Raw genomic sequence first — 26458 nt, 5'->3', positions numbered from 1 at the left:
GCTCCGGCGGCGGGCAAAAAAACCGGCCTAGATTAATCTATCCGAGGGTGTTGTCCTATAGACAACCAGTACGTTAGTCCATAAAGGCTTGAACGTTGCGTCCCAGAGGCGTACCTTCGCCCGCTTTTCTTGCCACAGTACCCCTGGAGAGCGCCATGTCCGCTGATCTCGAGCATATCCGTCAAATCATGCGCGAGGCTGACTGCCTGTACACCGAAGCGCAAGTCGAAGAGGCTATCGCCAAGGTCGGCGCGCACATCACCCGCGAAATGGCCGATACCAACCCGGTGGTGTTCTGTGTGATGAACGGCGGTCTGATTTTCGCCGGCAAATTGCTCACTCATCTGCAATTCCCCCTGGAAGCGTCTTACCTGCACGCCACCCGCTATCGCAATGAAACCAGCGGCGGCGACCTGTTCTGGAAAGCCAAGCCGGAAGTGTCGTTCATCGACCGCGACGTATTGATCATCGACGACATCCTCGACGAGGGTCATACCCTGGGCGCGATCATCGACTTCTGCAAACACGCCGGTGCGCGCAAAGTGCACACCGCCGTACTGATCGACAAGGACCACGACCGCAAGGCCCGCCCGGACCTGAAGGCCGATTACGTTGGCCTGCCGTGCATCGACCGCTACATTTTCGGTTATGGCATGGACTACAAGGGCTACTGGCGCAATGCCAATGGCATCTTTGCTGTGAAGGGGATGTAAGCCATGGCGCGTTTTCTTGATCAATCGCTGTTTGCCGAATTGGCCGAGAAAGCCGCCGCCAACCCCAGGGGCCGGCAGAACGTCAACTTCCATCAGATGGAAGAGCCGTGCCATCGCATGGCTGTCGGCTTGCAGCCACACACCTATGTGCAGCCCCATCGTCATCTTACCGCTGACAAGGCCGAGACCCTGCTGGTACTCAAGGGGCGCCTGGGCATTCTGATCTTCAGCGAGTCAGGCGAAGTCCTGGAGCGGCGCGTCTTGCAGGCGGGTGGCGATTGCCAGGGCGTTGATCTGTCGCCCGGGGTTTTCCACGGCCTGGTGGTGCTCGAGCCCGACACGGTGATGTTCGAGTGCAAGGCTGGCCCTTATCGCCCGGTAGGCGAGGGCGAGCTGGCCACCTGGGCGCCCCGGGAAGGTGAGGCCGGTATGGCTGAGTATCACCGCTGGATGCTGGGCCAGTTCGACTGAACCTGCATTCGATTTTCGTGGCTTCCGAACCTGGAGTCCCGCAGGTAGACTTCTTACCCCCGTGTATATGTCTGCAGGCTGGAGTCGGCAATGCGTAAAGATAAGAAACAAGTGATTGGTGACGAGATCGGCGACGATCAGATCAAACTGTTCCTGGATTTTGAACCGGTCGACGCCACTTCACCTTCCCTGCACAAACTGATCAAAGCCTATCGCGGCTTGCGCATTGATGATTTCGAGCGGTTCCTGGGCTTTTTCAAGGAAGCCGGGCTGGACCTCGATGGCAAGGATGAGCATGGCCAGACCTTCGTGGACCTCATCAAGGACCAGCGCAATGCGGACGAGTACATCGAGCTGATCGAAAACGCTCGCGGCTGAATGCCCAAGACATAAAAAACGCCCCGCTCTCATCACGAGAGCGGGGCGTTTTTTATGGCGCTTCTGTAGGAGCGAGCTTGCTCGCGAAGAACGTTAACGATGACGCGTTTATTCTGGATAAACGCTGCGTCTTCAGGTTTTTCGCGAGCAAGCTCGCTCCTACAGGCGTCAGGCGTAGGTTTGGGGCTCGCTGCTTTGCTCAACCAGCTCCAGGCTGATGTTGTTCTGCACGCTGATCTGGCGATACAGCTCGGCATCGGTCTCCAGGATTTTTTCCCGGGCCGGGAAGATTTCCTGCAGCTTGGCCGCCCATTCGCCGGCCGCCTGGGTCGGGAAGCAGCGTTCGATCAATTCCAGCATGATCGACACAGTCACCGAAGCACCAGGGGAGGCGCCCAGCAGCGCGGCCAGCGAACCGTCCTTGGCCGCGACCAGTTCGGTACCAAATTGCAGCACGCCGCCTTTCTTCGGGTCTTTCTTGATGATCTGCACCCGTTGGCCGGCCACTTCCAGGCGCCAGTCCTCGGCTTTGGCCTCGGGGTAGAAGCGGCGCAGGGATTCCAGGCGCTGCTCCATCGATTGCATCACTTCGCTGACCAGGTACTTGGTCAGGTCCATGTTGTCACGGGCCACGGCCAGCATCGGGCCGATGTTGCCGAGGCGGATCGACATGGGCAGGTCAAGGAACGAGCCGAACTTGAGGAACTTGGTAGTAAAGCCGGCGTATGGTCCGAACAGCAGGGACTTCTTGCCCTCCACCACGCGGGTGTCCAGGTGCGGCACCGACATCGGCGGCGAACCCACGGCCGCCTGGCTGTAAACCTTGGCCTGGTGCTGCTTGACCACTTCCGGGTTGTCGCAGCGCAGCCACTGGCCGCTGACCGGGAAGCCACCAAAGCCCTTGCTTTCTTCGATGCCCGAGGCTTGCAGCAGCGGCAGGGCCGCGCCACCGGCGCCGAGGAAGACGAACTTGGCGTCGACATGGCGCGTGTTGCCGCTGTTGACGTCCTTGATGCTCACGGTCCAGCCGGTGCCATTGCGCTTGAGGCCGGTGACGCGCTTGCTGTACTTGACCTGGGCATCCGGGGAGCTGCTCAGGTGCGCCAGCAATTGGTTGGTCAGGGCGCCGAAGTTGACGTCGGTACCGTTCATCACGCGGGTCGCGGCGATTTTTTCATCGGCGGGGCGGCCAGGCATCATCAGCGGCATCCACTCGGCCATTTCTGCCCGGTCTTCGGTGTAGTGCATGTCCGAGAACGCGTGGTGCTGGCTGAGTGTTTCAAAGCGCTTCTTGAGGAACGACACGCCTTTTTCGCCCTGCACGAAGCTCAGGTGCGGCACTGGACTGATAAAAGACTTGGACGAGCCAAAGGTGCCTTTTTTGGTCAGGTACGCCCAGAACTGCTTGGATACCTCGAACTGGGTGTTGATGTGCACGGCTTTCTTGATGTCGATGGAACCATCAGCCGCCTGCGGGGTGTAGTTCAGCTCACACAGCCCGGCGTGACCGGTACCGGCGTTGTTCCACGGGTTGGAACTCTCCGCGGCACCCGAATCCATCAGCTCAACGACTTCCAGCTTGAGGCCGGGGTCGAGCTCCTTGAGCAGTACGGCGAGGGTGGCACTCATGATGCCCGCACCTACCAGTACTACGTCGACTGCTTCGTTATGCGCCATTTAACGCGTCTCCAAAATCTGCAGCACCAAATTGACGGCATGGCTGCCAGGAGTGACGGGGCGGTTCACGTGATGCCCCAGGTTACCCATGGCCAGGATCGCCATGTCCGATTCTTCGCAATTTTTTTGCAACTTCAGCGGACGCTGCCGACCAGGCCTTATCTGCATATGAACGCATTTCAGGGGCCCTGTGGCAATTCGACTTATGGTCAAGTACGTCCGATCGTGCAACCAAATCCGTAGCGGACAGGCTTCAAGCTCCGGTTTTTGAGGAGTACTCGGTCCTGTGTGGTTGGGCAGTGCCAGACGTTGATGGTGCTTGTACAAACGCAAAACTATTCATTTGCTCGCCACACTCTTGTGAAGTTGTGAAAACCCGTTTTTTTCACGCTCTTTTGAAGACGTGAACCTCAAAAAAGGGCTGCCCAGTCTGGCACCTGGCCCGAAATCACTGCCGACACGCGGCATAACGGGCAAACAACTCAAGTGGCCGAGCGCAATGGCAGCTCTGGCAGATTCGGTAAAGGCGCAGGTTTGCAGACAAAACAGCCAGCTCGCCAGCTTCACTCGATCTGTGTGGGCGGCTCTCTGTGGGCGGTGCGGGGGAGCTAATACCAGGGCATTAGCGATGCTGCGAGGCCCGATCAGGAGACGTCCTTATAATCGGGGGGAGATTGTAGCGAAGAACTGCGGGGAAATGGACGTGTTTTATGACTTTTATTAGCGCTTCGGTCAGGCGGTCAACGGCAGTCGGTGGGATGACCGTGCGCGGCGCGGGCTGACGCGTGCGCGGGCGGGCAGGGGATGGTGCATCCAGCTCAGGCGGATCTCTGCGACTTCGACCCAGCCTTCGCCTACGGGGGGCAGGCTGCACTGCTTGAATGCCTGGCAGCGACCTTGCTGGTCGAGCAGGGCAAAGTTGCGATGGGCGGGTGTGCGAGCGAAAAAGCGCCAGAGAAGATTGAGCATGGTTGGCCTCCTGATAATGGGGGCAAGCATGCCAGCCCAGCATGACATATCGGTGACACTGAACCGCTGCCGGCGGGCCTGGGTCTGAGGTTGTAACTGGCGCTAGTTCCCGACAGTGGCGCGCCGCTATACTGCCGGCCTGTCGGTACCTGAATTCTGGAGAGAAAAGCATGTTGCAACGCCTGTTGTTCGGTTTGATCACTGTGACCAGCTTGACCCTGGTTGGCTGCGCCCACAGCCCGCAGCAACTCAGCCCGCAACCCAAGCTCACTACGCAGCTGGCGCCTGTGGGCCACGGCCAGCCGGTCTCGGTGCGGGTGGTTGACGGTCGTCCGTCGCCGACCCTGGGCACTCGCGGTGGCTTGTACCCGGAAACCAGCTCCATCACGGTGACCGGTGCCGACGTGCTGCCCAAGCTGCAAGCCCAGGCCGAAGCCGCTGTGCGTCTGCTGGGCTTCACCCCGACCAGCAACTCGCCAGGCGCACCGCAGTTGACCGTGACCCTGGCCGAGCTGAAGTACCAGTCGCCCAAGGAAGGCCTGTACGTGACCGAAGCCACCATTGGCGCGACCTTCCGCTCTGATGTGTCGGCTGGCAACCGCCGCTACAGCGGCCGTTACGGTGCATCCCTGGACCAGCGCTTCGGCATGGCGCCGAACCAGGAAACCAACACCAAGCTGGTCAGCGACGTGTTGAGTGATGCCCTGACGCGCCTGTTCAAGGATCCAAGCATCGGCCAGATCCTCAGCTCGCAATAATCGCTAGTAAAAAAGCCGGGCCCCGCCACGGGCCCGGCTTTTTTGTGCCTGCTGGCGTCATGCCGCCGTTTCGACATAAAAGTCCAGCACACTCACGCCAGTCAGCAGATCCAGCTCCGGCAGGTCGGCATGTTGATGCCCGCCGAGGGCGCAATACACCAGCCAGTGCCGGTCCTGGACATTGAACGCCAGGCCGCCGACCAGCGCCTCTTGCTCATCGCTTGGGGCGATCAGGTACAGCCGATCCTGGTTCTGCGCATGCAACATGACAAGCTCCTGAGTGTACGAAGGGCAACAGGGTGGCTTGTTAAGGTGACGTTCAGGTGACGCTGTAAATTACTCGATACATTAGTCGTCAATGGGGGCAGGGAGCTGCAATGCGCGGGAGAGCGCATTTGGATGGATAACTGTCACACTGGGGTCTGAAATGCCGTTGCCTGCGCTACTGATCAATACCGCTGCACTGCTGATTGCGTGCCCTGGCGCCGGGCTGCTGTTCGTCACGCGCCTGCGGGAACAACGCGCGATGGCCAATCTGGCCGCACAGAGCGAAGAGCGGGCGATCGACCAGCCGATGTTGTTTCTGGATGTGCGTACCGAGCGCAGTCATCGCCTTGGCTATCGCATTAGCTTTGCCTGTCTTAGCCTGGCGTTGCTGCTGTCCTGGCTCAGTACTCGACTGTAAAAACACCACAAAACAACTGTGGGAGCGGGCTTGCTCGCGAAAGCGGTGGATCAGTTAGTACAGATTTGACTGATCCACCGCTTTCGCGAGCAAGCCCGCTCCCACATTTAGATGGGTGTTTACAGGGGGGATCCCTGCTTTGACCCGGTACTGATTACGCACCGGCGTCGCATATTGCAGCACCAGATACGGTCGGTGCTCTGCCGGGCAGGCATTCAAGCGTCGTTCCCACTCGGCTTTCGCTTTCGCCAGCTCGTCCGCCGGGAATACCTCGGCAGCCGTCGGCACCTGCAATTGCGGGTCGGCCTCGCTCCACTGTGCATATGCCAGGTAGTGCACTGGAAACAACCGATACCCGCCGAGAATCTGCCGGTCCATCTCGATGGCCAGCAGCTTGGTGTCTTCAAAACGCTCGGTGATGGGCGGCGCAAAGTTGATGTGGACCCGGCCCTTGTAGCCGGTGATGCCCAGGGCGATGCTCACGTCATCCTCACCTGGCGCCTTGGTGTAGGTCCCGGTGGTGGCGCGGATATACAGCTCACGGGCCTTGGCTGCGTCGCACGGGTCGTATTCGTAGCTGATGGACACCGGCGTCAGGTTCAGCGACAGGATGACCTCGGCGAATGGCTCGTCCTTGCGGCTCATATGGAACATCTTGAGGATCGCCGACTCGGTGCGATCATCTCCATCCTTGGCGCGACCTTCGGCCTGGGCGATCCAGATCGACTGGCAGTCGTTGCGGATCGAATGGTTGATGTAAGCCGACAGCAACTGATACGCCGCCATTTTCTCGCGTCGCCCGGTGATGGAGCGATGCACGATAAAACTCTTGTTCAGGCGCATCAGGTCGCTGACAAACGGCTTCTGCAGCAGGTTGTCACCGATGGCAATACGCGGTGTTGGCAGGCCGGCGTGGTACACCGCATAGTTGACGAAGGCCGGGTCCATCACGATATCGCGGTGGTTGGCCAGGAACACGTAGGCCGTGCCGGACTTGAGCTGCTCGACCCCGGTATAGGTGACGCCGTCGGTCGCCCGGTCAATGGTGTGGTCGACGTAAAACTCGACTTTGTCCTGCAAGGTGGCGACGGTGGTGACACCGGCGAACTCACGGCGCAGCTTCTGGGCGATCAGCGGCTTGAGCAGCCAGCCAAAGGCACCGGCAAAGCGCGGGAAGCGAAAGTGGGTCAGGATGTCCAGAAAGGCCTTGTCACTGAACAGCCGGGCCAGCACTGCCGGGACTTCGCTGTCGTTGTAAGGTCGGATGGTATCGAATTCGCCCATCATGCTCTCTTGTTAGAAACGGCTAGGGTAAGTAAAGGTTTGGATCGATAAGTGACAGGGCGAGGTCTGAACAAATGGCATCAAACGAAAAAGCCCTGCAAATAGACCGGCGATTATACGCACAAGTCACCTGGGAGACCGCGATGCTCGAAAGTGCGCTGTACGATTGTCCTTATTGTGGTGAACGGATCGAGACAAGCGTGGACTTGTCCGGTGGTGACCAGAACTATATAGAAGACTGCCAGGTGTGCTGTCGGCCGATCATTTTCGAGCTGCAGGTTCACGGCGACGAATGGATGCTCGAAGTACGCAGCGAGAATGAGTAAAGGGGGCGGCCATGCAACGAATCTACGAGCCGGAAAACCTGATGGAAGGTGAGTTGTTGCAACAAATGCTCGCCAGCGAAGGCATCAATGCCCATCTGGTGGGGCGTCATTTGCTCGGTGGCACGGGGGAGCTGCCGATTTTCGGCCTGTTGGGCCTGGAAGTGGAGAACGACCAAGCCACCTGTGCCCGCGAGCTGATTACTGCGTACATCGGTGCGCAGCCGTTGCCCGGTGATGAACCCGACAGCTACCCCGACGTGTTGGTCTGTTAGGCTGTCGATCGGTTTACCCAAGAGTCGTGTTGCCCCATGTGTGGACGTTATGCCCTGTTTCGCTGGAATCAAGCCTTTGCCGCCTTGCCGGGTTTCCCGGCGGATCAACAGGCCCAGTGGAATATTTCCCCCAATGATTCGGTGCTGATCCAGCGCGCCACTGACGGTCAGCGCACCTTGGCGCGGGCACGTTGGGGGCTGACGCCGCCGTGGTTGACCGATCTGTCCCGCACCCCGGCCCACGCCCGCGCCGAAACCCTGGCCGAACAGCCGATGTTTCGCGAGGCCTTTCGTCTACGCCGTTGCCTGCTGCCGGCCAATGGCTTTTATGAGTGGCGCGGTACCCAGCGCAAGCGCCCTTACTGGTTGACGCCGGGGGAGGGTTCGACCCTGTTTTTCGCGGCGATCTGGGAGGCTTACCCGGTGCAGGAGCAGGTGTGGCTGAGTGCGGCGGTGGTCACCCAGGCGGCGCAGAGCCAGCGCCGGCCGTTGATTCTGGATGCGGCAGGTCAGGAAGCGTGGCTGGACCCCGAGACGCCGTTGCATGTGTTGCAGGGATTGCTGGCCGGTGAGCCCACCGCGTTGCGCGAGCGGGTGCTGGCAAATATGGTCAATGATCCCAAGCTCAATGGCCCGGAATGCCTTACTCCGGGGTGAGCCTGGAGGTTGTGTGGGGGATTTACTGGCTTGCCAGCGATGAGCATGAGTATCTACACAACTTTCAGAAACTGACGAACTTTATTGTGGCGAGCGGGCGATGCGGCGTTCCGACAAGCCCGCTCGCCACAACAGCCCTATCAGCTTGGTTTTAAATTGTGTAGATACTCATGCAGCGATGAGGCCCTGAAGCCCACTGAAGCCGTCAGACCTTGAACTGATTGATCAACCGCCGCTGCTGCTCCGCCAACTGGGTCAGCCCCGCACTCGCGGCACTGGATTCATCCGCACCGCCAGCCACTTCATTGGCCACCTGGCCGATATTGATCACATTGCGGTTGATGTCCTCGGCCACCGCGCTCTGTTCTTCCGCCGCACTGGCAATCTGCGTGTTCATGTCATTGATCACCGATACGGCCTGGGTGATGGTCTCCAAAGCCTGGGCGGCCTTGGCAGCGTGTTGCACGCTTTCATCGGTGCGCTGCTGGCTGTCTTCCATGACCCGCACCACATCCCGCGTGCCTTGCTGCAATTGCTGGATCATGGTCTGGATTTCTTCGGTGGCCTTCTGGGTTTTCTGCGCCAGGTTGCGTACTTCGTCGGCTACCACCGCAAACCCCCGGCCCTGTTCGCCGGCCCGGGCAGCTTCGATTGCGGCGTTGAGGGCCAGCAGGTTGGTCTGCTCGGCAATGCCGCGGATAGCGGTCAGGATTGCATTGATGTTTTCGCTGTCCTTGGCCAGGGCCTGGACCACGCCAACGGCCTTGCCGATCTCCAGGGCCAGGGCGCCGATGGAGGTGGAGGTGTCGCGCACAATCTGCATGCCCTGGCTCGCGGCCTGGTCGGCGTGGGTGGCGGCTTGTGCGGCCTGGGTGGCATTGCGCGCCACGTCCTGGGCGGTGGCGGTCATTTCGTGCACGGCGGTGGCGACCTGGTCGATCTCGGCCATTTGTTTGTGCACGCCCTGGTTGGTGCGGATGGCGATATCGGCGGTGTGCTCCGACGAGTCGCTGACCTTCTGCACCGAACTGACCACCTGGGTAATCATGCCCTGCAGCTTGATCAGGAAGGTGTTGAAACCCGCGGCAATCGCGCCCAGTTCATCGGCGCGGTCACTGGTCAGGCGGCGCGTCAGGTCGCCTTCGCCCTGGGCGATGTCATTGAGCATCGCCACCATTTGCTTGAGCGGCCGCGCAATGCCATGGCCCACCAGCCAGATCACCAGCAGGCCGATGCCAGCAATCAACAGGCCGACCATGGTCATGCCGAAGATATCGGTTTTGCGCTGGGCATCGAGGTCGCTTTGCAGGGTGTGCAGGTCGGCCATTACCGCGCCCAGGGGCAGTTGCAGCATCAGGGTCCAGCGCGCATCGGTCTGGCCGATGTTGAACGGCAGGAACAACTCGATTTGCCCGTTGGCCTGGTCGATGTCGTAGCGCACGTCGCCGATTTTCAGTTGGCCGAGGTTATCCAGTTCTTTTTTTGCGAGCAGATCGCTGGCCTTCTCCCCCAGTTTGCTCGGGTCCTTGGTGTAGGCCACCAGGCGGCCGTTACTGGAAATCAGTGCCATTTCACCGGCGCCGTTGTAAAGCTTCTGGTCGGCTGCGGTGAGCATTTCCTGGATGAAGTTCACCGACAGGTCGGCGCCGACGATGCCCTGGAACGCGCCGTCGATCATGATCGGTTCGATAAACGAGGCCAGCATCACCGTGGTGTTACCCACACGATAGGGGGCGGGGTCGATGGCGCAAGGCTTCAGGGTTTCCTTGGAGCAGAGGTAATACTCGCTGGCGCGAATGCCGGTGGAGAGGATTTTTTGGTCAGTCAGGTCGGCAAGTTTTTCCAGGCCCAGGCTGCCGTCCTGGTTGCGGAACCACCAGGGCATGAAGCGCCCGTTGGTGGGCTCGACACCAACGACGGTGGAGTTCAGGTAATGGGCGTCGTTGTGGTCGATGGCATTGGGTTCCCAGGCTATATAGGAACCGAGGATTTTCGGGTTGCGCACCACGGTTTCGTGCAGCAAGTTGATCAGTTGTTCACGGCCGACCTGCAACGGGGCGGCGCCGCTTGGGTCTTTCATGCCCATCAGCGCATTGGTGGTGGCCAGGCCTTTGGCGGTCACCAGCGGCGCTTCCAATTCGCGCTGGATCAGCGTGGCCTGGGTTTGCGCCAATGCCGTAAGGCGTTGCTCGATGATTTGCTCGAATTGCGCCTGGGTGCGTTCCTGCACCATTTCCTGGGTCCGCGCGCCGGCAAACAATGCGTACAGCACCAAGGCCGCCACGACGCTCAGGACAATGGCCCCGGCCAATGCTGCGACAGAAAACTGAATCGACTTGAATTTCATGATGGCTCCGGGCGCTGGGGGCATGATCTGCCTCCTTATATCGGCCACCGGCCTGACACACATGAGGGGGTGTCCGGCAAAAGCGTTCGGGATGTCGTAAATAGAATGGTCGTAGGCGTAGGCGTCGTCTGAAATTTAACGGTTAAGCGTCAGGTGTATCTGGCGCCGATACAGAGGAGGGCCTACGATACGCGCCATGTTTTCAGGGAGAATGTGCATGAAAAAATATTTGGCGGTAACGGCATTGAGCGCAGCCTTGCTGCTCGCCGGTTGCCAGTCGGTCAACACCACCAGCGGCGGTGCCGTGGGTGTGGAACGCAAGCAGTACATGTTCAGCATGCTGTCGAGCCAGGAAGTCGACCAGATGTACGCGCAGTCGTACCAGCAGACCCTGGGCGAAGCCAGTGGCAAGGGCCTGGTGGACAAGACCAGCGCCAACGCCAAGCGCGTGCAGGCCATCGCCAAGCGGCTGATCGCTCAGGCGCCCACCTTCCGCCCGGATGCGGCGCAGTGGAAGTGGGAAGTGAACCTGATCAAGAGCGACGAGATGAACGCCAACTGCGGGCCTGGCGGCAAGATCTTCGTCTACAGCGGCCTGATCGACACGCTCAAGTTGACCGATGACGAGTTGGCGGCGGTCATGGGCCATGAAATTGCCCATGCCCTGCGTGAACATGGCCGCGAAGCCATGTCCAAGGCCTATGGCATCGAGATGGCCAAGCAGGGCGCCGGCGCATTGTTGGGCCTGGGCCAGGACAGCATGGCGCTGGCCGACACTGTGGCCAACTACGGCATGACCTTGCCCAACAGCCGCAGCAATGAAAACGAAGCCGACCTGATTGGCCTGGAGCTTTCAGCCCGCGCCGGTTACAACCCGAACGCCGCGATCACGCTGTGGAACAAGATGGCCAAGGCCTCGGAAGGCGCACCGCCAGAGTTCATGAGCACTCACCCGGCCTCCAGCAGCCGGATCGCCTCGTTGCAGGCGGCGATTCCCAAGGTGATGCCGCTGTACCAGCAGGCCAAGAAGTCCTGATAATTCAGGCCTTGTGAAGCTCCAAATGTGGGAGCTGGCTTGCCTGCGATAGCGGTGTATCAGTCACGTATTTATCAACTGAGCCACTGTTATCGCGGGCAAACCCGCTCCCACACGGGCTCGCAGGTCAGATCCAGCCGCTGCTTTGCATGGCCTTGTACACCGCCACCAGCGCCAGGATGAAGAACGCCGAGGCCGCCAGGCGCCGAATCAGGGTCAAGGGCAGTTTCTCCGCCGCGAAATTCCCCGCCAGAACCACCGGCACGTTGGCAATCAGCATCCCTAAGGTGGTGCCGATAATCACCAGCCACAACTCCGGATATTGCGCTGCCAGCATCACTGTGGCGATCTGCGTCTTGTCACCGATTTCTGCGATAAAGAACGCAATCAGGGTGGTCAGGAACGGCCCGAACTTGCGTGAAGTACTGGCTTCATCATCGTCGAGTTTGTCCGGCACCAGGGTCCACAAGGCCGTGGCGCAGAAGCTGGCGGCGAGGATCCAGTGCAGCACCGCATCCGAGAAGAAACTGCCAAACCAGGCACCCACGGCACCGGCGGCGGCGTGGTTGGCCAGGGTCGCGGCGATGATGCCGGCGATGATCGGCCAGGGTTTGCGAAAGCGTGCGGCGAGAATAAGCGCGAGCAACTGCGTCTTGTCGCCGATTTCGGCCAAGGCAACGATTGCGGTAGGAACGAGAAGTGAATCCAGCATCAGGTAGGTTTCCAGGGGCGGGTCGACACGGCTATGACACGTACAGCCTTCCCGCCCCGGGTAAGGTGTGCGTGTCATAGGTCTTGTCAAACCCCGGTCCGTCTGTGCGGACTCCTGGGTCGCATACGCCATGGTCTGCTGACCAAGTATGTTGACGTATGCCGGACGAGCATGTTGCTCGTGGGAGACTACTCCCCTAGGACGGAGCGGATTCTGCCTTGGCAAAATCCATTCGGCAAGCCTTCTTTTTCAAACGCCCGTCAGCCGCGCTTGGCCCGGTAGATACGAAAACCCTGGCCCTCAGCCTTGACTGCGCACACGCCCAGGTGCTCTTCGATCAGCGGCTGGTACTTCAGGAAGCTATTGGCGACTAGTCGAAGTTCGCCACCGTTTTTCAGATGTTGGCGTGCTTTTCGCAGCAGGTTTTCCGTTGCGAAATAATCCGTGTGCACCCCGACATGGAACGGCGGGTTGCTCAGAATTGCATCCAGGCCCATGGGCGCGGCATCGATGCCATCGCCGGTCAGCACTTCGCCTTCCAGGCCATTGGCCTCCAGGGTCAGGCGACTGCTGGCGGTGGCGAAGGCGTCCACATCAAGCAGGGTCACGGTGTTGTGCGGGTAGCGCCGCTTGACCGCAGCGCCCAACACGCCGGCGCCACAGCCGAAGTCCAGCAGATGACCGCTGGGCAGTTTGTCCAGGTGTTCCAACAACAGGGCGGTGCCGCGATCCAGGCGGCCATGGCTGAACACACCCGGCAGGCTGACGACCTTGAGCGGGCCGTCGGCCAGTGGTACTTCAAACACTTGGGCCAGGCTCGCCAGCTCCGGCGCCGCCGGAGTGTTGGCCACGGTGGCCAGCCACAGTTGGCAGTGCCGCGCATTGTCGAGCTTGCGTGGTTTGCCAAAGGCGTTGCCGGGACCCAAACCTACAGTTATCTGTTTGCCATGTTGACCACTCTTTTCAACGTAATGTTTAACCTGGGAGTGATCATTAGTCTTGTTTGAGTTTCGTATCGAGCTGTTCGTTTGCATTCTTAAAGCATTGCACTTCGTAAGTGTGTCCAGCTTGCTTTGCAGCACCATAAGCACTCAATGTTATGGGCAATGAGACTTGTTGTGATTCATCAAGCTTTGGGCGAAGGAAGGCAGCCACAGCTCTGCAGTCTTCTTCAAGTTCAATGAGCAGCTGATACCCTTACCGGATCTTTGATCTGCCACTGATGTTCGCATATTTTGTTACCACTAAAAGACTTCCAAGCGTTTTCAGATCGTGTTATTTTGATTCAACTACTTTTTCATTCTTCCCAGCATTTTTATGTGTTTCAATGATCAGCCCAGAAAAACATGGATCTTCTTAATAACAGTTACTAGTTTGAAAAGCGTTGACACTCAGCTCTTCTTTTTGTGGACCACGTTACAGCATCTTGCCCCCGAAAAAAACATATCGTTCGTTCGCACTGGATGTTATTGTTTTACCGCCGCAGCACAAACAACGCCATCATAAGCCTCTATAGTCGTGACGGAGTTTTCATGATGATAGTACAGTCGAAACTGTTTGCTGTTCATCTGCGTGTGCTCGTCTTGCGGCAGCTGACTATCTCTTCCATGAAAAGAAAGGAGCAGAGAGAAATGTTTTGCTTGACCGTTGCTGTGTACGACAAACAGTTTTCCAATATTGATCGGAGGTGATCCATGGTATTTCGCCCGGCTTTCTCCCAAGCCATCGTTTGTCTTTACTACGACCACGATCTTCTAAAGCCATGTGGTCGTTGCTGTGATCGTGTGTTACGCATACAATGGCATACAAGCCCTACAACGTCTTGATAATACCTGGCTGAGTTTTCGAATTCAAGCGTAACAATTTTGATGGCGGCGATCAGGATCGAAACTTTAGGTCAGTGTTTGCTGGATTGTTACCATTTTGATCCATTACTGATCTTCTTCTAATTTAAATATCATCCCCCTACAGATCCCTTGAGATCTTATTCCTTTGTTTTGATGCTTGAAAAACTTTCATGTTGTGCAGGTCAAGTTCCCGTTGGTGAGAAGGTGATCAAGGAAAGTGGCGCGGTAGTTATGTTTAAATAAATGTTTACAGTGGGTTCGAGCATGTTTTTGACCTACAGTGAGAAAATAATCAGTGCCACTTGGTATTTCTGGTTTTGTAGCGCAATATTCGTTACTGTTTGTAATGTTCAATGGGCTTCAGTGTTGTTTTGTTTTTGTCTGGCCAGCATTTTTCAATTTTTGTTGCTTTGAAGCGTATCTTTCAGCGTTTTCCCTCCACCCGGCACCTGCACATCAGTCGTTTGATCAGTATCCAGTTTCTTATTGGCGCGCGTTACAGCGCTGTAATCAGGCGGCGGCGGCCTACCTGTTGTATATCGGCTTCAAGGCATTGCGGGCGCAGCCGGCCAAGCCAGCCAATGAAGAAGAGCTGCACCGTGAAGTGGGTGAGCGCACTGCCCGCGGCGCCTTTACCTCGGGTTTTGTGACCAATGGCCTGAACCCCAAGGCCACGCTGTTTTTCCTGTCGCTGTTCACCGTGGTGATCAATCCTCACACGCCGCTGGCGATCCAGGCCGGTTATGGCCTGTACCTGGCCGTGGCCACCGCCCTGTGGTTCTGCATGGTGGCGATGCTGTTCAGCCAACAGCGCGTACGCGCCGGCTTTGCGCGCATGGGCCATTGGTTTGATCGGAGCATGGGTGCGGTGCTGATTGCCATCGGTGTGAAAGTGGCTCTCACCGAGCGCTAGGCGCGCCATTCGTGAATGAATGCTGGCGCAAAGCTAGCATTCATTGCGTTCTACAAATCATTCCTTCGGCTGATTTGGCCGCCGTGCAACGTCTCTACAGTGCAAATCCTTTAGCCAAGACCGTGCAGTCATAAAAAGGGATTCGTATGTTGCAGACTCGTGTTATCCCGCCCGCAGAAGGCGCCTACCAATACCCGCTGTTGATCAAGCGCCTGTTGATGTCGGGTGCCCGCTACGAGAAAACCCGGGAAATCGTCTACCGCGACAAGCTGCGCTACACCTACCCAACCCTGATCGAACGTGTCGCCCGCCTGGCCAATGTGCTGACCGCAGCCGGGGTCAAGGCCGGTGATACCGTGGCCGTGATGGACTGGGACAGCCACCGTTACCTGGAATGCATGTTCGCCATCCCGATGATTGGCGCGGTAATCCACACCATCAACGTGCGCCTGTCGCCGGAGCAGATCCTCTACACGATGAACCACGCCGAAGACCGCTTTGTGCTGGTCAACAGCGAGTTCGTCGGGCTGTACCAGGCGATTGCCGGGCAGTTGACCACGGTCGACAAGACGCTGCTGTTGACCGATGGCGACGAGAAAACCGCCGACCTGCCCAACCTGGTGGGTGAGTACGAAACCCTGCTGGCCGCTGCCAGCACTCAATACACCTTCGAGGATTTCGACGAGCATTCGGTGGCCACCACCTTCTACACCACGGGTACCACCGGTAACCCCAAGGGTGTGTATTTCACCCACCGCCAACTGGTGCTGCACACCATCGGCGTGGCGACCATCATGGGCAGCGTCGACAGCGTGCGTCTGCTGGGCACCAACGATGTGTACATGCCAATCACGCCGATGTTTCACGTGCACGCCTGGGGCTTGCCGTATGTGGCGACCATGCTCGGCCTGAAGCAGGTCTACCCGGGCCGCTACGATCCGGAATACCTGGTGGAATTGTGGCGCAAGGAAAAGGTCACGTTCTCCCACTGCGTGCCGACCATCCTGCAGATGCTGCTCAACGCCAAGGCCGCCCAGGGCGTGGATTTTGGCGGCTGGAAAATCGTGATTGGCGGCAGCGCGCTCAACCGTTCGCTGTATGAAGCGGCCAAGGCCCATGGCATCCAGTTGACCGCGGCCTACGGCATGTCCGAGACCGGGCCGCTGGTATCCTGTGCCCACCTCAATGAAGAGCTGATGGCCGGCACCGAAGACGAGCGCACGACCTATCGGATTAAGGCCGGTGTGCCGGGGCCTTTGGTGGAGGCCGCGATCGTCGATGGGGATGGCAACTTCCTACCGGCCGATGGCGAGTCCCAGGGCGAACTGGTGCTGCGTGCGCCGTGGCTCAGCGAAGGCTATTTCAACGAGCCGCAGAAGGGCGCCGAGCTTTGGGAGGGCGGCTGGATGCACACGGGCGACGTGGCCACCCTGGATGCCTTCGGCGTGATCGATATTCGCGATCGCATCAAGGATGTGATCAAGACTGGCGGCGAATGGATTTCTTCCCTGGCCCTCGAAGACCTGGTCAGCCGGCATCCGGCGGTGCGCGAAGTAGCGGTGGTCGGGATTGCCGACCCGCAGTGGGGCGAGCGCCCGTTTGCGCTGTTGGTGGTCCGTGAGGGCCACGGGATTGGCGCCCGTGAACTCAAGGAGCACCTCAAACCGTATGTCGAGCAGGGCCACCTGAGTAAGTGGGCGATTCCAAGTCAGATTGCCATTGTTACGGAAATTCCCAAGACCAGCGTCGGCAAGCTGGACAAGAAGCGTATCCGTATCGACATCATCGAATGGCAGGCCAACAACAGCACCTTCCTCTCCACGCTCTGACCCCTTGCGCCGTGCCCGTTCGGGCACGGCAATGCTCTATCACAAGCCTTCGCCTTGTCATTTCCCAGATTTGAGCCATCCTCTCTCGCGTCAGCCTTCGCTGACATGGCGAAAGGGCTGTTGCAGACGGGTTGGTGATGCAAATCACACTTTAGAGGGATCAAGCGATACCCCCTGCTGGCTATAGTCCCTCCCAGAGTTTTTCAAGTATGCGGCGCTGCGGTCCTGGGTGGTCCGGCGGTTGTCTGGCATTGGAATCGTTGTATTCCGGCTGTTACAAGCATGTTTGAAAAGGCTCACTGCCATAACAATAAAATGCACATGGAGTAGCGTCGATGACCTCAGTAAATCAGTTCTGGCGCCGGGCGAGATTACCCCTGGCGGTCAGTCTTGCCTCGACCCTCGCCGGGCCCGCATTCGGCGTCAGTTTCAACATCGGTGAAGTCGAAGGCAGCTTCGACTCGTCCCTGTCGGTGGGGGCCAGCTGGAGCACGGCCAAGCCCGATCGCGACCTGATTGGTGTCAACAACGGCGGCAAGGGGCTGTCGCAGACCTCCGATGACGGTCACTTGAACTTCAAGCGTGGGGAGACGTTCTCGAAGATCTTCAAGGGTATCCATGACCTGGAACTGAAGTACGGCGATACCGGTGTGTTTGTGCGTGGCAAGTATTGGTATGACTTTGAACTCAAGGATGAGAGCCGCGAGTTCAAGGACATCAGCGATCACAACCGCAAAGAGGGCGCCAAGTCTTCAGGCGGGCAGATCCTCGATGCGTTCATCTACCACAACTACTCCATTGCCGATGCGCCGGGTTCGGTGCGCTTTGGTAAGCAAGTAGTGAGCTGGGGTGAAAGTACCTTCATCGGCGGCGGTATCAACTCCGTCAACCCGATCGACGTGTCTGCGTTCCGTCGTCCGGGCGCCGAAATCAAGGAAGGCCTGATTCCGGTCAACATGTTCTACGTGTCGCAATCCTTGACCGATAACCTGTCGGCAGAAGCCTTCTACCAGTTGGAATGGGACCAGACGGTTACCGATAACTGCGGGACGTTCTTCTCGCAGCCGGATGTGGTGTCTGATGGTTGCAGCGACAACCTGCGCCTGCTGGCCAAGCGCTCGACCATTGCGGCAACGGCCCCAGGACGTGGCGCATTGGCGGTATTTGATCGCATGGGCATGGACATTAACAACGAGGGCACCCTGGTTCGTCGCAGTGCCGACCGGGATGCACGTGACAGCGGCCAGTTCGGCGCCGCGATGCACTATAACTTTGAGCCGCTGGATACCGAATTCGGCGCTTACTTCATGAACTACCACAGCCGGGCGCCGATCTTCAGCGCGACGGCAGCACCTGCGTCGGCTTATGCAATGGCACCTGGTTTCGGTCAGTTGGCACCCGTGTTCATTGCGGGTAACTCCAAGTATTTCATCGAGTACCCGGAAGACATCCGTTTGTACGGCTTGAGCTTCTCTACCACACTGCCTACCGGCACTGCATGGAGCGGTGAGGTGAGCTATCGCCCGAATGCTCCGGTACAGCTCAACACCACCGATATCCTGTACTCCGCTGTTAAACCATTGAAGGGCATTTACGATAATGCCTCGCTGCTCAATGGTGTCCCTGGGCAGGATATGCACGGCTACCGACGCAAGGAAATTACCCAGTTCCAGACCACGCTGACCCACTTCTTCGACCAGGTAATGGGTGCCAGTCGTCTGACCGTGGTCGGTGAAGTAGGGGTGACGCATGTCGGCGGGCTTGAGAGCTCATCGAAGATTCGTTATGGCCGTGACCCGGTCTACGGCCCGGGCGCGTTGCCTAGCACGGGCGGCGCGAATACCTGCTCGCAGATCTTGAACACCGGCACCATCGGTGGCGCGGGTCCAGGCACAGACGCCAGTAATCTTTCCAAGAACTGTAACAACGACGGCTTCACCACTGCTACATCCTGGGGCTATCGCGGTCGCGCCATCTGGGAATACCCGGATGTGTTCGCTGGTGTGAACCTCAAGCCTAGTGTGGCCTGGTCCCATGACGTGAGCGGTTACTCGCCAGGTCCTGGCGGCAACTTCGAAGAAGGTCGTAAAGCGGTGAGCCTGGGGCTGGACGCGGAATACCAGAACACCTACACCGCGAGCCTGGCCTACACCAACTTCTTTGGTGGCGACTACAACACCTCGAAGGACCGCGACTTCTTGGCCCTGAGCTTCGGCGCGAACTTCTAAGCACACTGCATTTCAGGAAGACCAGAACATGAAAATAACCAAAAGTCTGTTGCACGTGGGCGTGCTGGGACTGTCGATCATGGCCAGCAGCGTCATGGCGGCTGTCTCGGCGGATGAAGCCGCCAAGCTGGGCACCACGCTGACCCCGATGGGCGCGGAAATGGCCGGCAACGCCGCCGGCACCATCCCGGCCTGGAAACCCCTGCCAACCAACGCCGGCGCCGTGGATGCCAAGGGCTTCCTGGCCAACCCGTATGCCAGCGAACAGCCGCAGTTCACCATCACCGCGCAGAACGTCGAGCAGTACAAAGACAAGCTGGCGCCGGGGCAGTACGCGATGTTCAAGCGCTACCCCGAAACCTTCAAGATGCCGGTGTACACCACCCATCGCGGCGCCACTGTGCCGGCGGAAGTGTTCGCCTCCATCAAGAAAAACGCCACCAACACCAACCTGGTAGGTGGCGGTAACGGCCTGGAAAACTTCGAGACCGCGATTCCGTTCCCGATCCCGAAAACCGGGGTCGAGGTGATCTGGAACCACATCACCCGCTATCGTGGCGGCAGCGTGACACGTCTGGTGACCCAGGCCACGCCGCAGGCCAACGGCTCGTACAGCCTGGTGTACTTCCAGGATCAGTTCGTGTTCCGCGACAAGATGAAGGACTACGATCCGGCCAACCCGGGCAACATCCTGTTCTACTTCAAGCAGCAAGTGACTGCACCGGCGCGTCTGGCCGGTGGTGTATTGCTGGTACACGAGACTCTGGACCAGGTGAAGGAACCGCGCGCGGCGTGGGTCTACAACGCCGGTCAGCGCCGTGTGCGGCGTGCGCCGCAAGTGTCCTATGACGGGCCGGGTACCGCTGCCGATGGCCTGCGTACCTCCGACAACCTCGACATGTACAACGGTGCGCCGGATCGTTACGACTGGAAGCTGGAAGGCAAGAAGGAAATCTACATCGCCTCCAACAGCTACAAGCTCGACGATCCGAAGCTCAAGTACGCCGACATCATCAAGGCCGGCCACATCAACCAGGACCTGGCACGCTATGAACTGCGCCGCGTCTGGCACGTGGTCGCGACCCTGAAGGAAGGCCAGCGTCATATCTACGCCAAACGTGACTTCTATATCGACGAAGACACCTGGCAAGCGGCCGTGATCGACCACTACGACGGTCGTGGCCAACTGTGGCGCGTGGCCGAAGCCCATGGCGAGAACTACTACGACAAGCAAGTGCCGTGGTACGCCCTCGAAACCCTCTACGACCTGCAGTCCGGCCGCTACCTGGCACTGGGCATGAAGAACGAAGAGAAAAAGGCCTATGACTTCGGCTTCACTGCCACCACCAAAGACTTCACCCCGGCGGCCCTGCGCCAAGAGGGTGTTCGCTAACCAGCGGTAAACACGTCCGCACCTGTGGGAGCTGGCTTGCCAGCGATGGCATCACCTCGGTCTATCTGAGATCCCGAGGCGATGCTATCGCAGGCAAGCCAGCTCCCACATTTGTTTGGGGGGCCTGAACATCGCTGGTTATTTCTTGTTGTAGTCTTTTTCAGACAAATGTTGCAAAGATCTACAAAGCGACGGCTTTTAACGCTAGTCTGCGGACATCTGCAATGCCGACCACAGCCTACTACAAGAGCCCGGCGATGACTGATCTGTCCCGAATCCAAGGGCCTGCCAGTGCGGTAATCCCCACGCTGGAAGGGCGCTTCTATCGACCCCCGCTGCCTGATGGCTATGTGCTGCGCCCGCGCCTGTGCGAGCGTTTGAGCGCGGGCCTGGATGGCCGTTTGCTGCTAGTCAGCGCGCCAGCCGGGTTTGGCAAAAGCTCGCTGGCGGTGGAGTTTTGCCAAAGCCTGCCTGAGCACTGGCAAAGCCTGTGGCTGGGTCTCAGTTCGCGGGACAGTGATCCGGGACGTTTCCTTGAGCGCCTGCTGGAAGGTCTGCAACAGTATTTTCCGCAGGTAGGCAACCAGGCCCTGGGCCTGTTGAAAATGCGCCAGCGCCATCAGCCGTTTGCCTTTGAAGAGTGGCTGGATGGCTTGCTCGACGAACTGACCGTCTGCCTTTCCACGCGCGCGCCCTTGTTACTGGTGCTGGATGACTACCACCTGGCCCAGGGCCCGGTGCTGGATCGCTGTCTGCAGTTTTTTCTCAACCATTTACCCGATGGCCTGTTGGTGCTGGTCACCAGCCGCCAGCGTCCCGATTGGCATCTGGCGCGGCTGCGTTTGTCCCGGCACTTGCTGGAGTTGCATGAACAGGACCTGCGCCTGACCAACGATGAATCCCTGGCCTTGCTCGACCGCCATAGCAGTTCGTTGCGCGGTGAGGCACTGGATAACCTGATCCGCCGCAGCGAAGGCTGGGTTGCCGGCCTGCGTTTTTGGTTGCTGGCGGCCTCCGAAGCCGGCAGCGAGGCCGACTTGCCCCAAGGCCTGCATGGTGGGGAAGGGCTGATCCGTGACTATCTGCTGGAAGAGGTGATCGACTGCCTGCCGCCAGAGGTCCAGGCCTTCCTCTATGACACCGCGTCCCAGGAGCGTTTTTGCAGCGAGCTGTGCGACGCGGTGCGCGAGGCCCATGACAGTGCGGAGATCCTGCGTTACCTGCAAGCCCACCAGGTATTCCTGGTGCCGCTGGACGAGCAGGGCCACTGGTACCGCTATCACCACCTGTTTTCCGATTTGCTGCGCACCCGGCGCTCACCGAACGCGATGCTGCCGGCCGCCAGCCTGCACTTGCGCGCTTGTCGCTGGTTCAATGCTCAGGGCTTACTCGATGAGGCCGTGGAACAGGCCCTGCGCGCCGGGCATCTGGATGTCGCGGCGAACCTGGTGCAGAACCTGTCCGAAGAGCAACTGCTGGCCGAACAGAACGTCGGCATGCTCCTGCGCTGGAAGATGGACTTGCCCGATAGCCTGTTGATCAGCACGCCACGCCTGATCGTGCTCTACAGCTGGGCGCTGGGGCTGGCCTGTCAGTTGGACGCAGCAGAAGAATTGTCCAGCCATCTCAGCCGCTTCCTGCCGGCACCGTCCGCCACGGCACAGAAGTCGATGCTCGCTCAATGGCTGGCCCTCAGCGGCATCATTGCCCGGGGGCGCGGCAATCGCGAGCTGACCCAGCTGTATTGCAGCGAAGCCCTGGAAAGCCTGCCGCACAAACGTTATGGCCAGCGCTTGATGTGCCTGTCGACCTTGTCGAACCTGGCCATCGTCGACGCTGACCTGTGGCGCGCGCGGGGCCTGAATCGCGAATCCCTGGAGCTGGCGCAACGCGTCGGCAACCCGCTGTTCGAGGCCTTGGCCCATTACGACCGGGCGCGGGTGCTGCAGGCCCGCGGGGAAATCCTGCGTTCCCTGGAGGAAGTGCGTGAGGGTCTGCAACGCTTGCAGGGCCTGGCATCCCAGCGTCTGTATGCGGTGCGCGCACGCCTATCGCTATACGAAGGGTTCCTGTTGCTGATGCGGTGCCAGCCCGAAGCCGGCTTGTTGCGCCTGCGCGCGGGGCTGGCCGAGGCCCGCGCCTGCCGGGATATCAGCGTGTTGATCGGCCACTGTGTCATCGCCAATCTTGAGGGGCGCCGTGGCGACTTCCCCAAGGCCTTTGCCGAACTGGCCGAAGCCGAGCGATTGATGCATATCTGGGACGTGCCGCCGATCTACTACCTGGCCATGATTACCCTGATCAAATGCGAGTTGTGGTTGGCTCAGGGCCGTACCGACCTGGCCGATGCCTGGCTGGTGCGCCTGGGGCAAACCTATAACGGCGACCAGGCCGCCGCCGCCCCTGAGTTTCATCCACATCTGCCGCAGCATATCGAATTGCAACAGGCGGCCCTGGAGGCCATTCGTGGTCAGTCCGAAAGCGCCCTGCGTCGGCTCGATGCGCTCGCCCGGCAAGCTGAAGGCAAGGGCCAGCAGATGATCGCGGTGATGGCCCTGAACCAGCACGTGCTGTTGTTGCTGGATGACGGTCAGGCAGCGTCAGCCCGCCCGGTTTTTGCCCGAGCCCTGCAAGTGGCGAGCGGCGGCGCGTTGCAACCCTTCCAGCGCCTGCTGGAACGCTATCCCGACTGGGTGCGCGAGCAACTGGGCCAGGCGCCGAATGACTTGCTGCGGCAAAGCCTGTGGGCCCTGCTGCCGGTGGTTGCCCCGCGCGAGCCGGTCGAAACCAGCCACTCCAGCGAAACCTTGAGCGCCCGCGAGCTGGCGGTGCTGCAGTTGATCGCCCAAGGTTGCTCCAATCAGGAAATCAGTAACCAACTGTTTATCTCGCTGCACACCGTCAAGACCCACGCCAGTCATATCAACAGCAAACTGGGGGTCGAGCGCCGCACTCAGGCGGTCGCGCGGGCGCAGGAGATGGGGTTGTTGGGGGTAAGGGGGGAGACTTGCGCCGCAAAAGCCGGATAATGGCGGCCAATTCGTTTGCTCCGCTATTCTGGTAATCCCGCATGGAAATCAAGGTCAATTTTCTCGACAACCTCCGGCTTGAAGCCAAGTTCGATGACTTCACCGTGGTGGCCGACCAGCCGATTCGCTACAAGGGCGATGGCTCGGCCCCCGGTCCGTTCGACTACTTCCTGGCTTCGTCGGCGTTGTGCGCGGCTTACTTTGTGAAGTTGTACTGCAGCACGCGCAATATCCCCACGGACAACATCCGCCTGTCGCAGAACAACATTGTCGATCCGGAAAACCGCTACAACCAGATCTTCAAGATTCAGGTCGAGTTGCCTGCGGATATTTCCGACAAGGATCGCCAAGGCATCCTGCGCTCCATTGATCGCTGCACGGTCAAGAAGGTGGTCCAGGCCGGGCCTGAGTTTGTCATCGAAGAGGTGGAAAACCTCGACGCCGACGCCCAGGCATTGTTGATGCCGGCTTCTGCTTCAGACGCGGGCACCTATATCGCAGGCAAGGACCTGCCGCTGGAGCAGACCATCGCCAACATGTCGGCGATTCTGGCGGGCCTGGGCATGAAGATTGAAATCGCCTCGTGGCGCAATATCGTGCCCAATGTCTGGTCGCTGCATATCCGCGATGCCCATTCGCCGATGTGCTTTACCAACGGCAAGGGCGCGACCAAGGAAGGCGCACTGGCATCGGCCCTGGGCGAGTTTATCGAACGCCTGAACTGCAACTTTTTCTACAACGATCAGTTCTGGGGCGAAGACATTGCCAACGCGGCGTTTGTGCATTACCCGGATGAGCGCTGGTTCAAGCCGGGCCGCAACGATGCGCTGCCGCCTGAGATCCTCGACGAGTACTGCCTGAAGATCTACAACCGCGATGGCGAATTGCGTGGTTCGCACCTGATCGACACCAACTCTGGCAATGAAGAACGTGGCATCGTCTCGCTGCCTTTCGTGCGTCAGTCAGACGGCGAGGTGGTGTATTTCCCCTCCAACCTGATCGAAAACCTGTACCTGAGCAACGGCATGAGTGCCGGTAACACCCTGGCCGAAGCCCAGGTGCAGTGCCTGTCGGAGATCTTCGAGCGCGCGGTCAAACGCGAAATCATCGAAGGCGAATTCGCCCTGCCGGATGTCCCGGCCCATGTGCTGGCCAAATACCCGGGCATCCTCGCCGGTATCCAGGCCCTGGAAGAGCAGGGATTCCCGGTGCTGGTCAAGGATGCCTCCCTGGGCGGCGAATTCCCGGTGATGTGCGTCACCCTGATGAACCCGCGTACCGGTGGGGTGTTTGCCTCGTTCGGTGCCCACCCAAGCCTGGAAGTGGCGCTGGAGCGCAGCTTGACCGAGTTGCTCCAAGGCCGCAGTTTCGAAGGCCTGAACGACTTGCCGCAGCCGACCTTCGAAGGGCATGCGGTCACTGAGCCGAACAACTTTGTTGAACACTTCATTGATTCCAGCGGCGTGGTGTCGTGGCGCTTCTTCAGTGCCAAATCCGACTACGAGTTCGTGGAATGGGACTTCTCCGGCCAGGGCGAAGACTCCAACGCTGAAGAGGCCGCCACCTTGTTCGGCATTCTCGAAGGCATGGGCAAGCAGGTCTACATGGCGGTCTACGAGCATATCGGCGCCAAGGCCTGCCGTATCCTGGTGCCGGACTATTCGGAAATCTATCCGGTTGACGACCTGATCTGGGATAACACCAACAAGGCGCTGTTCTTCCGCGCCGATATCCTGAACTTGCACAGCCTGGATGAGGACGGCCTGCAAGCGCTGGTCGAGCGCCTGGTGGAAAGCGAACTGGATGACTACACCGATATCACCACGCTGATCGGCATCGAGTTCGACGACAACACCGCCTGGGGCCAGTTGACCATCCTGGAGTTGAAGTTACTGATCTATCTCGCCCTGCAGCAGTATGAAGAGGCGAAAGAGGCGGTGGAGATGTTCCTGCAATACAACGACAACACCGTCGAACGCGGCCTGTTCTACCAGGCGGTGAATGCGGTGCTGGAGATGCAACTGGACGAGGACCTGGAATTGGCAGACTACGAGGCCAACTTCCGCCGGATGTTTGGCAACGAGCGCATGGATGCCGCTATCGGTTCGGTAGAAGGCAGCGTGCGGTTCCATGGTTTGACGCCAACCAGCATGAAACTCGAAGGCCTGGACCGACACCTGCGGTTGATCGACAGCTACAAGAAACTGCACGCCGCACGGGCCAATAGCTAGAAGGTATTCCTTATGCACGCGACAACTCCCCGACTGATCCGCGAAACCTTCCCCGTCGGCCCATTGCAGTGCAACTGCACGATCATCGGTGACCCGATCAGCAAGAAGGCGATCGTGGTCGATCCGGGCGGCAACCATGAACTGATCCTGGCACGCCTGGACGCGCTGGGCTTGAAGGTGGTGAGCATCATTCATACCCATGCGCACCTGGATCACTTCCTGGCTTCCGGCCAATTGAAAGAAAAGACCGGCGCCACGCTGCACCTGCACAAGGAAGATCAGTTCCTGTGGGATAACCTGGAAATGCAGTGCCAAATGTTCGGTGTGCCCTACACCCCGGTGCCAGCGCCGGATCGTTGGTTGGCCGATGATGAAGAGCTGGCCTGTGGCTGTGGCGTGGCTTTGCACACGCCTGGGCATACGCCGGGTTCCATGAGTTTCTGGTTTGCCGATGCCAAGCTGCTGATCGCCGGGGACACCTTGTTCCGGCGCGGGGTAGGGCGTACGGATTTGTGGGGTGGCGACCAGGCAACCATCGTGCGTTCGATCCAGCAGCGCCTGTATACCCTGGACGAAGACGCGACCGTGGTGACGGGGCATGGCCCGGATACGCGCCTGGGGGATGAAATGCGTGAGAATCCGTTCGTCAGGGCGTGAAATCGCGAGGCTCTGCTAGGGTTTAGGTAACTGTACTGGCCTTCAT

21 protein-coding genes, 4 pseudogenes and 1 riboswitch are annotated in these 26458 nt (G+C 59.3%); of the genes and pseudogenes, 16 read left to right on the top strand and 9 right to left on the bottom strand.

Annotated features, from left to right (window positions below; all coding sequences use genetic code 11):
* Positions 1-155: 155 nt before the first annotated feature.
* The 3 genes from JTY93_RS22020 (at position 156) to JTY93_RS22010 (ending at position 1562) form a co-directional block, all read left to right on the top strand.
* Positions 156-713, top strand: coding sequence for a hypoxanthine-guanine phosphoribosyltransferase (locus JTY93_RS22020; protein WP_025856323.1), 558 nt, complete (start codon positions 156-158; stop codon positions 711-713).
* Positions 714-716: 3 nt separating this feature from the next.
* The gene (locus JTY93_RS22015) at positions 717-1184 is read left to right on the top strand and encodes a WbuC family cupin fold metalloprotein (RefSeq protein WP_205476342.1); all 468 of its coding nucleotides are present in this window, start codon (positions 717-719) and stop codon (positions 1182-1184) included.
* 90 nt (positions 1185-1274) lie between these two features.
* Positions 1275-1562, top strand: coding sequence for a PA4642 family protein (locus tag JTY93_RS22010; protein WP_016976601.1), 288 nt, complete (start codon positions 1275-1277; stop codon positions 1560-1562).
* Between the two features lie 168 nt (positions 1563-1730).
* On the opposite strand, the gene mqo is transcribed toward JTY93_RS22010, so the two are convergent.
* Positions 1731-3239 carry a malate dehydrogenase (quinone) gene (gene mqo / locus JTY93_RS22005; RefSeq protein WP_205476341.1) on the bottom strand — a complete coding sequence of 503 codons (1509 nt, stop codon included), beginning with the start codon at positions 3237-3239 and terminating at the stop codon, positions 1731-1733.
* A gap of 732 nt (positions 3240-3971) precedes the next feature.
* On the bottom strand, positions 3972-4208 hold the full coding sequence (locus tag JTY93_RS22000; protein ID WP_205476340.1) for a hypothetical protein: 237 nt from the start codon (positions 4206-4208) through the stop codon (positions 3972-3974).
* A 170-nt stretch (positions 4209-4378) separates the two neighbouring features.
* On the opposite strand from JTY93_RS22000, the gene JTY93_RS21995 reads away from it, so the two are divergent.
* The gene (locus tag JTY93_RS21995; protein ID WP_169994627.1) at positions 4379-4966 is read left to right on the top strand and encodes a YajG family lipoprotein; all 588 of its coding nucleotides are present in this window, start codon (positions 4379-4381) and stop codon (positions 4964-4966) included.
* A gap of 57 nt (positions 4967-5023) precedes the next feature.
* Here the strand turns inward: JTY93_RS21995 and JTY93_RS21990 are convergent, their stop codons facing one another.
* Entirely contained in the window at positions 5024-5233 is a 210-nt protein-coding gene (locus JTY93_RS21990) for a hypothetical protein (RefSeq protein WP_008434269.1), read from the bottom strand.
* Positions 5234-5393: 160 nt separating this feature from the next.
* On the opposite strand from JTY93_RS21990, the gene JTY93_RS21985 reads away from it, so the two are divergent.
* Positions 5394-5651 carry a hypothetical protein gene (locus JTY93_RS21985; protein ID WP_205476339.1) on the top strand — a complete coding sequence of 86 codons (258 nt, stop codon included), beginning with the start codon at positions 5394-5396 and terminating at the stop codon, positions 5649-5651.
* Between the two features lie 126 nt (positions 5652-5777).
* Here JTY93_RS21985 and JTY93_RS21980 read toward each other — a convergent pair.
* Positions 5778-6935 (bottom strand): annotated as a pseudogene (locus JTY93_RS21980) (1-acyl-sn-glycerol-3-phosphate acyltransferase); the annotation flags it as partial.
* Between the two features lie 143 nt (positions 6936-7078).
* Here JTY93_RS21980 and JTY93_RS21975 point away from each other — a divergent pair.
* The 3 genes from JTY93_RS21975 to JTY93_RS21965 are packed head-to-tail and all read left to right on the top strand — an operon-like array spanning position 7079 to position 8190.
* Positions 7079-7261, top strand: coding sequence for a CPXCG motif-containing cysteine-rich protein (locus tag JTY93_RS21975; RefSeq protein ID WP_205476931.1), 183 nt, complete (start codon positions 7079-7081; stop codon positions 7259-7261).
* A gap of 11 nt (positions 7262-7272) precedes the next feature.
* Positions 7273-7533: a putative signal transducing protein gene (locus JTY93_RS21970; RefSeq protein WP_205476928.1), complete on the top strand. Its 261-nt coding sequence runs from the start codon at positions 7273-7275 to the stop codon at positions 7531-7533.
* Positions 7534-7569: 36 nt separating this feature from the next.
* Positions 7570-8190, top strand: a complete 621-nt coding sequence (locus JTY93_RS21965; RefSeq protein ID WP_169994617.1) for an SOS response-associated peptidase — start codon at positions 7570-7572, stop codon at positions 8188-8190.
* A 205-nt stretch (positions 8191-8395) separates the two neighbouring features.
* On the opposite strand, the gene JTY93_RS30090 is transcribed toward JTY93_RS21965, so the two are convergent.
* The gene (locus tag JTY93_RS30090; protein WP_375373793.1) at positions 8396-9100 is read right to left on the bottom strand and encodes a methyl-accepting chemotaxis protein; all 705 of its coding nucleotides are present in this window, start codon (positions 9098-9100) and stop codon (positions 8396-8398) included.
* Between the two features lie 201 nt (positions 9101-9301).
* Positions 9302-9358 (bottom strand): annotated as a pseudogene (locus tag JTY93_RS30085) (hypothetical protein); the annotation flags it as partial.
* Between the two features lie 1396 nt (positions 9359-10754).
* Here JTY93_RS30085 and JTY93_RS21955 point away from each other — a divergent pair.
* The gene (locus tag JTY93_RS21955; protein ID WP_029297787.1) at positions 10755-11573 is read left to right on the top strand and encodes a M48 family metallopeptidase; all 819 of its coding nucleotides are present in this window, start codon (positions 10755-10757) and stop codon (positions 11571-11573) included.
* 127 nt (positions 11574-11700) lie between these two features.
* Here the strand turns inward: JTY93_RS21955 and JTY93_RS21950 are convergent, their stop codons facing one another.
* The 3 genes and pseudogenes from JTY93_RS21950 to JTY93_RS21940 all read right to left on the bottom strand — a co-directional run bounded on the left by JTY93_RS21950 (position 11701) and on the right by JTY93_RS21940 (position 14033).
* Entirely contained in the window at positions 11701-12285 is a 585-nt protein-coding gene (locus JTY93_RS21950; protein ID WP_029297789.1) for a TMEM165/GDT1 family protein, read from the bottom strand.
* An 88-nt stretch (positions 12286-12373) separates the two neighbouring features.
* Positions 12374-12495: riboswitch (yybP-ykoY riboswitch) on the bottom strand.
* A 50-nt stretch (positions 12496-12545) separates the two neighbouring features.
* Positions 12546-13190, bottom strand: a pseudogene (locus JTY93_RS21945) (class I SAM-dependent methyltransferase); the annotation flags it as partial.
* A gap of 561 nt (positions 13191-13751) precedes the next feature.
* Positions 13752-14033: a hypothetical protein gene (locus tag JTY93_RS21940; protein WP_205518912.1), complete on the bottom strand. Its 282-nt coding sequence runs from the start codon at positions 14031-14033 to the stop codon at positions 13752-13754.
* A gap of 613 nt (positions 14034-14646) precedes the next feature.
* On the opposite strand from JTY93_RS21940, the pseudogene JTY93_RS21935 reads away from it, so the two are divergent.
* The 7 genes and pseudogenes from JTY93_RS21935 to JTY93_RS21905 all read left to right on the top strand — a co-directional run.
* A pseudogene (locus JTY93_RS21935) lies at positions 14647-15045 on the top strand (LysE family translocator); the annotation flags it as partial.
* A 146-nt stretch (positions 15046-15191) separates the two neighbouring features.
* A complete protein-coding gene (locus JTY93_RS21930; protein WP_205476923.1) occupies positions 15192-16874 on the top strand; it encodes a fatty acid--CoA ligase in 1683 nt (560 codons plus the stop codon).
* Between the two features lie 335 nt (positions 16875-17209).
* A complete protein-coding gene (locus JTY93_RS21925; protein ID WP_205476922.1) occupies positions 17210-19102 on the top strand; it encodes a DUF1302 domain-containing protein in 1893 nt (630 codons plus the stop codon).
* Positions 19103-19130: 28 nt separating this feature from the next.
* Entirely contained in the window at positions 19131-20495 is a 1365-nt protein-coding gene (locus JTY93_RS21920; protein WP_169994599.1) for a DUF1329 domain-containing protein, read from the top strand.
* A gap of 257 nt (positions 20496-20752) precedes the next feature.
* Complete coding sequence (locus JTY93_RS21915; RefSeq protein ID WP_205518911.1) at positions 20753-23524, top strand: winged helix-turn-helix domain-containing protein; 2772 nt, start codon at positions 20753-20755, stop codon at positions 23522-23524.
* A gap of 41 nt (positions 23525-23565) precedes the next feature.
* Positions 23566-25755 (top strand): OsmC domain/YcaO domain-containing protein, encoded by a 2190-nt coding sequence (locus JTY93_RS21910; RefSeq protein ID WP_205476920.1) that lies wholly within the window; start codon positions 23566-23568, stop codon positions 25753-25755.
* Between the two features lie 12 nt (positions 25756-25767).
* A complete protein-coding gene (locus JTY93_RS21905; protein WP_169994591.1) occupies positions 25768-26412 on the top strand; it encodes an MBL fold metallo-hydrolase in 645 nt (214 codons plus the stop codon).
* Positions 26413-26458: the final 46 nt, after the last annotated feature.

Source organism: Pseudomonas hygromyciniae, from assembly GCF_016925675.1.
GTDB lineage: Bacteria > Pseudomonadota > Gammaproteobacteria > Pseudomonadales > Pseudomonadaceae > Aquipseudomonas > Aquipseudomonas hygromyciniae.
The sequence above is the reverse complement of the archived record's forward strand: the minus strand, read 5'-3'. Positions and strand labels throughout refer to the sequence as shown.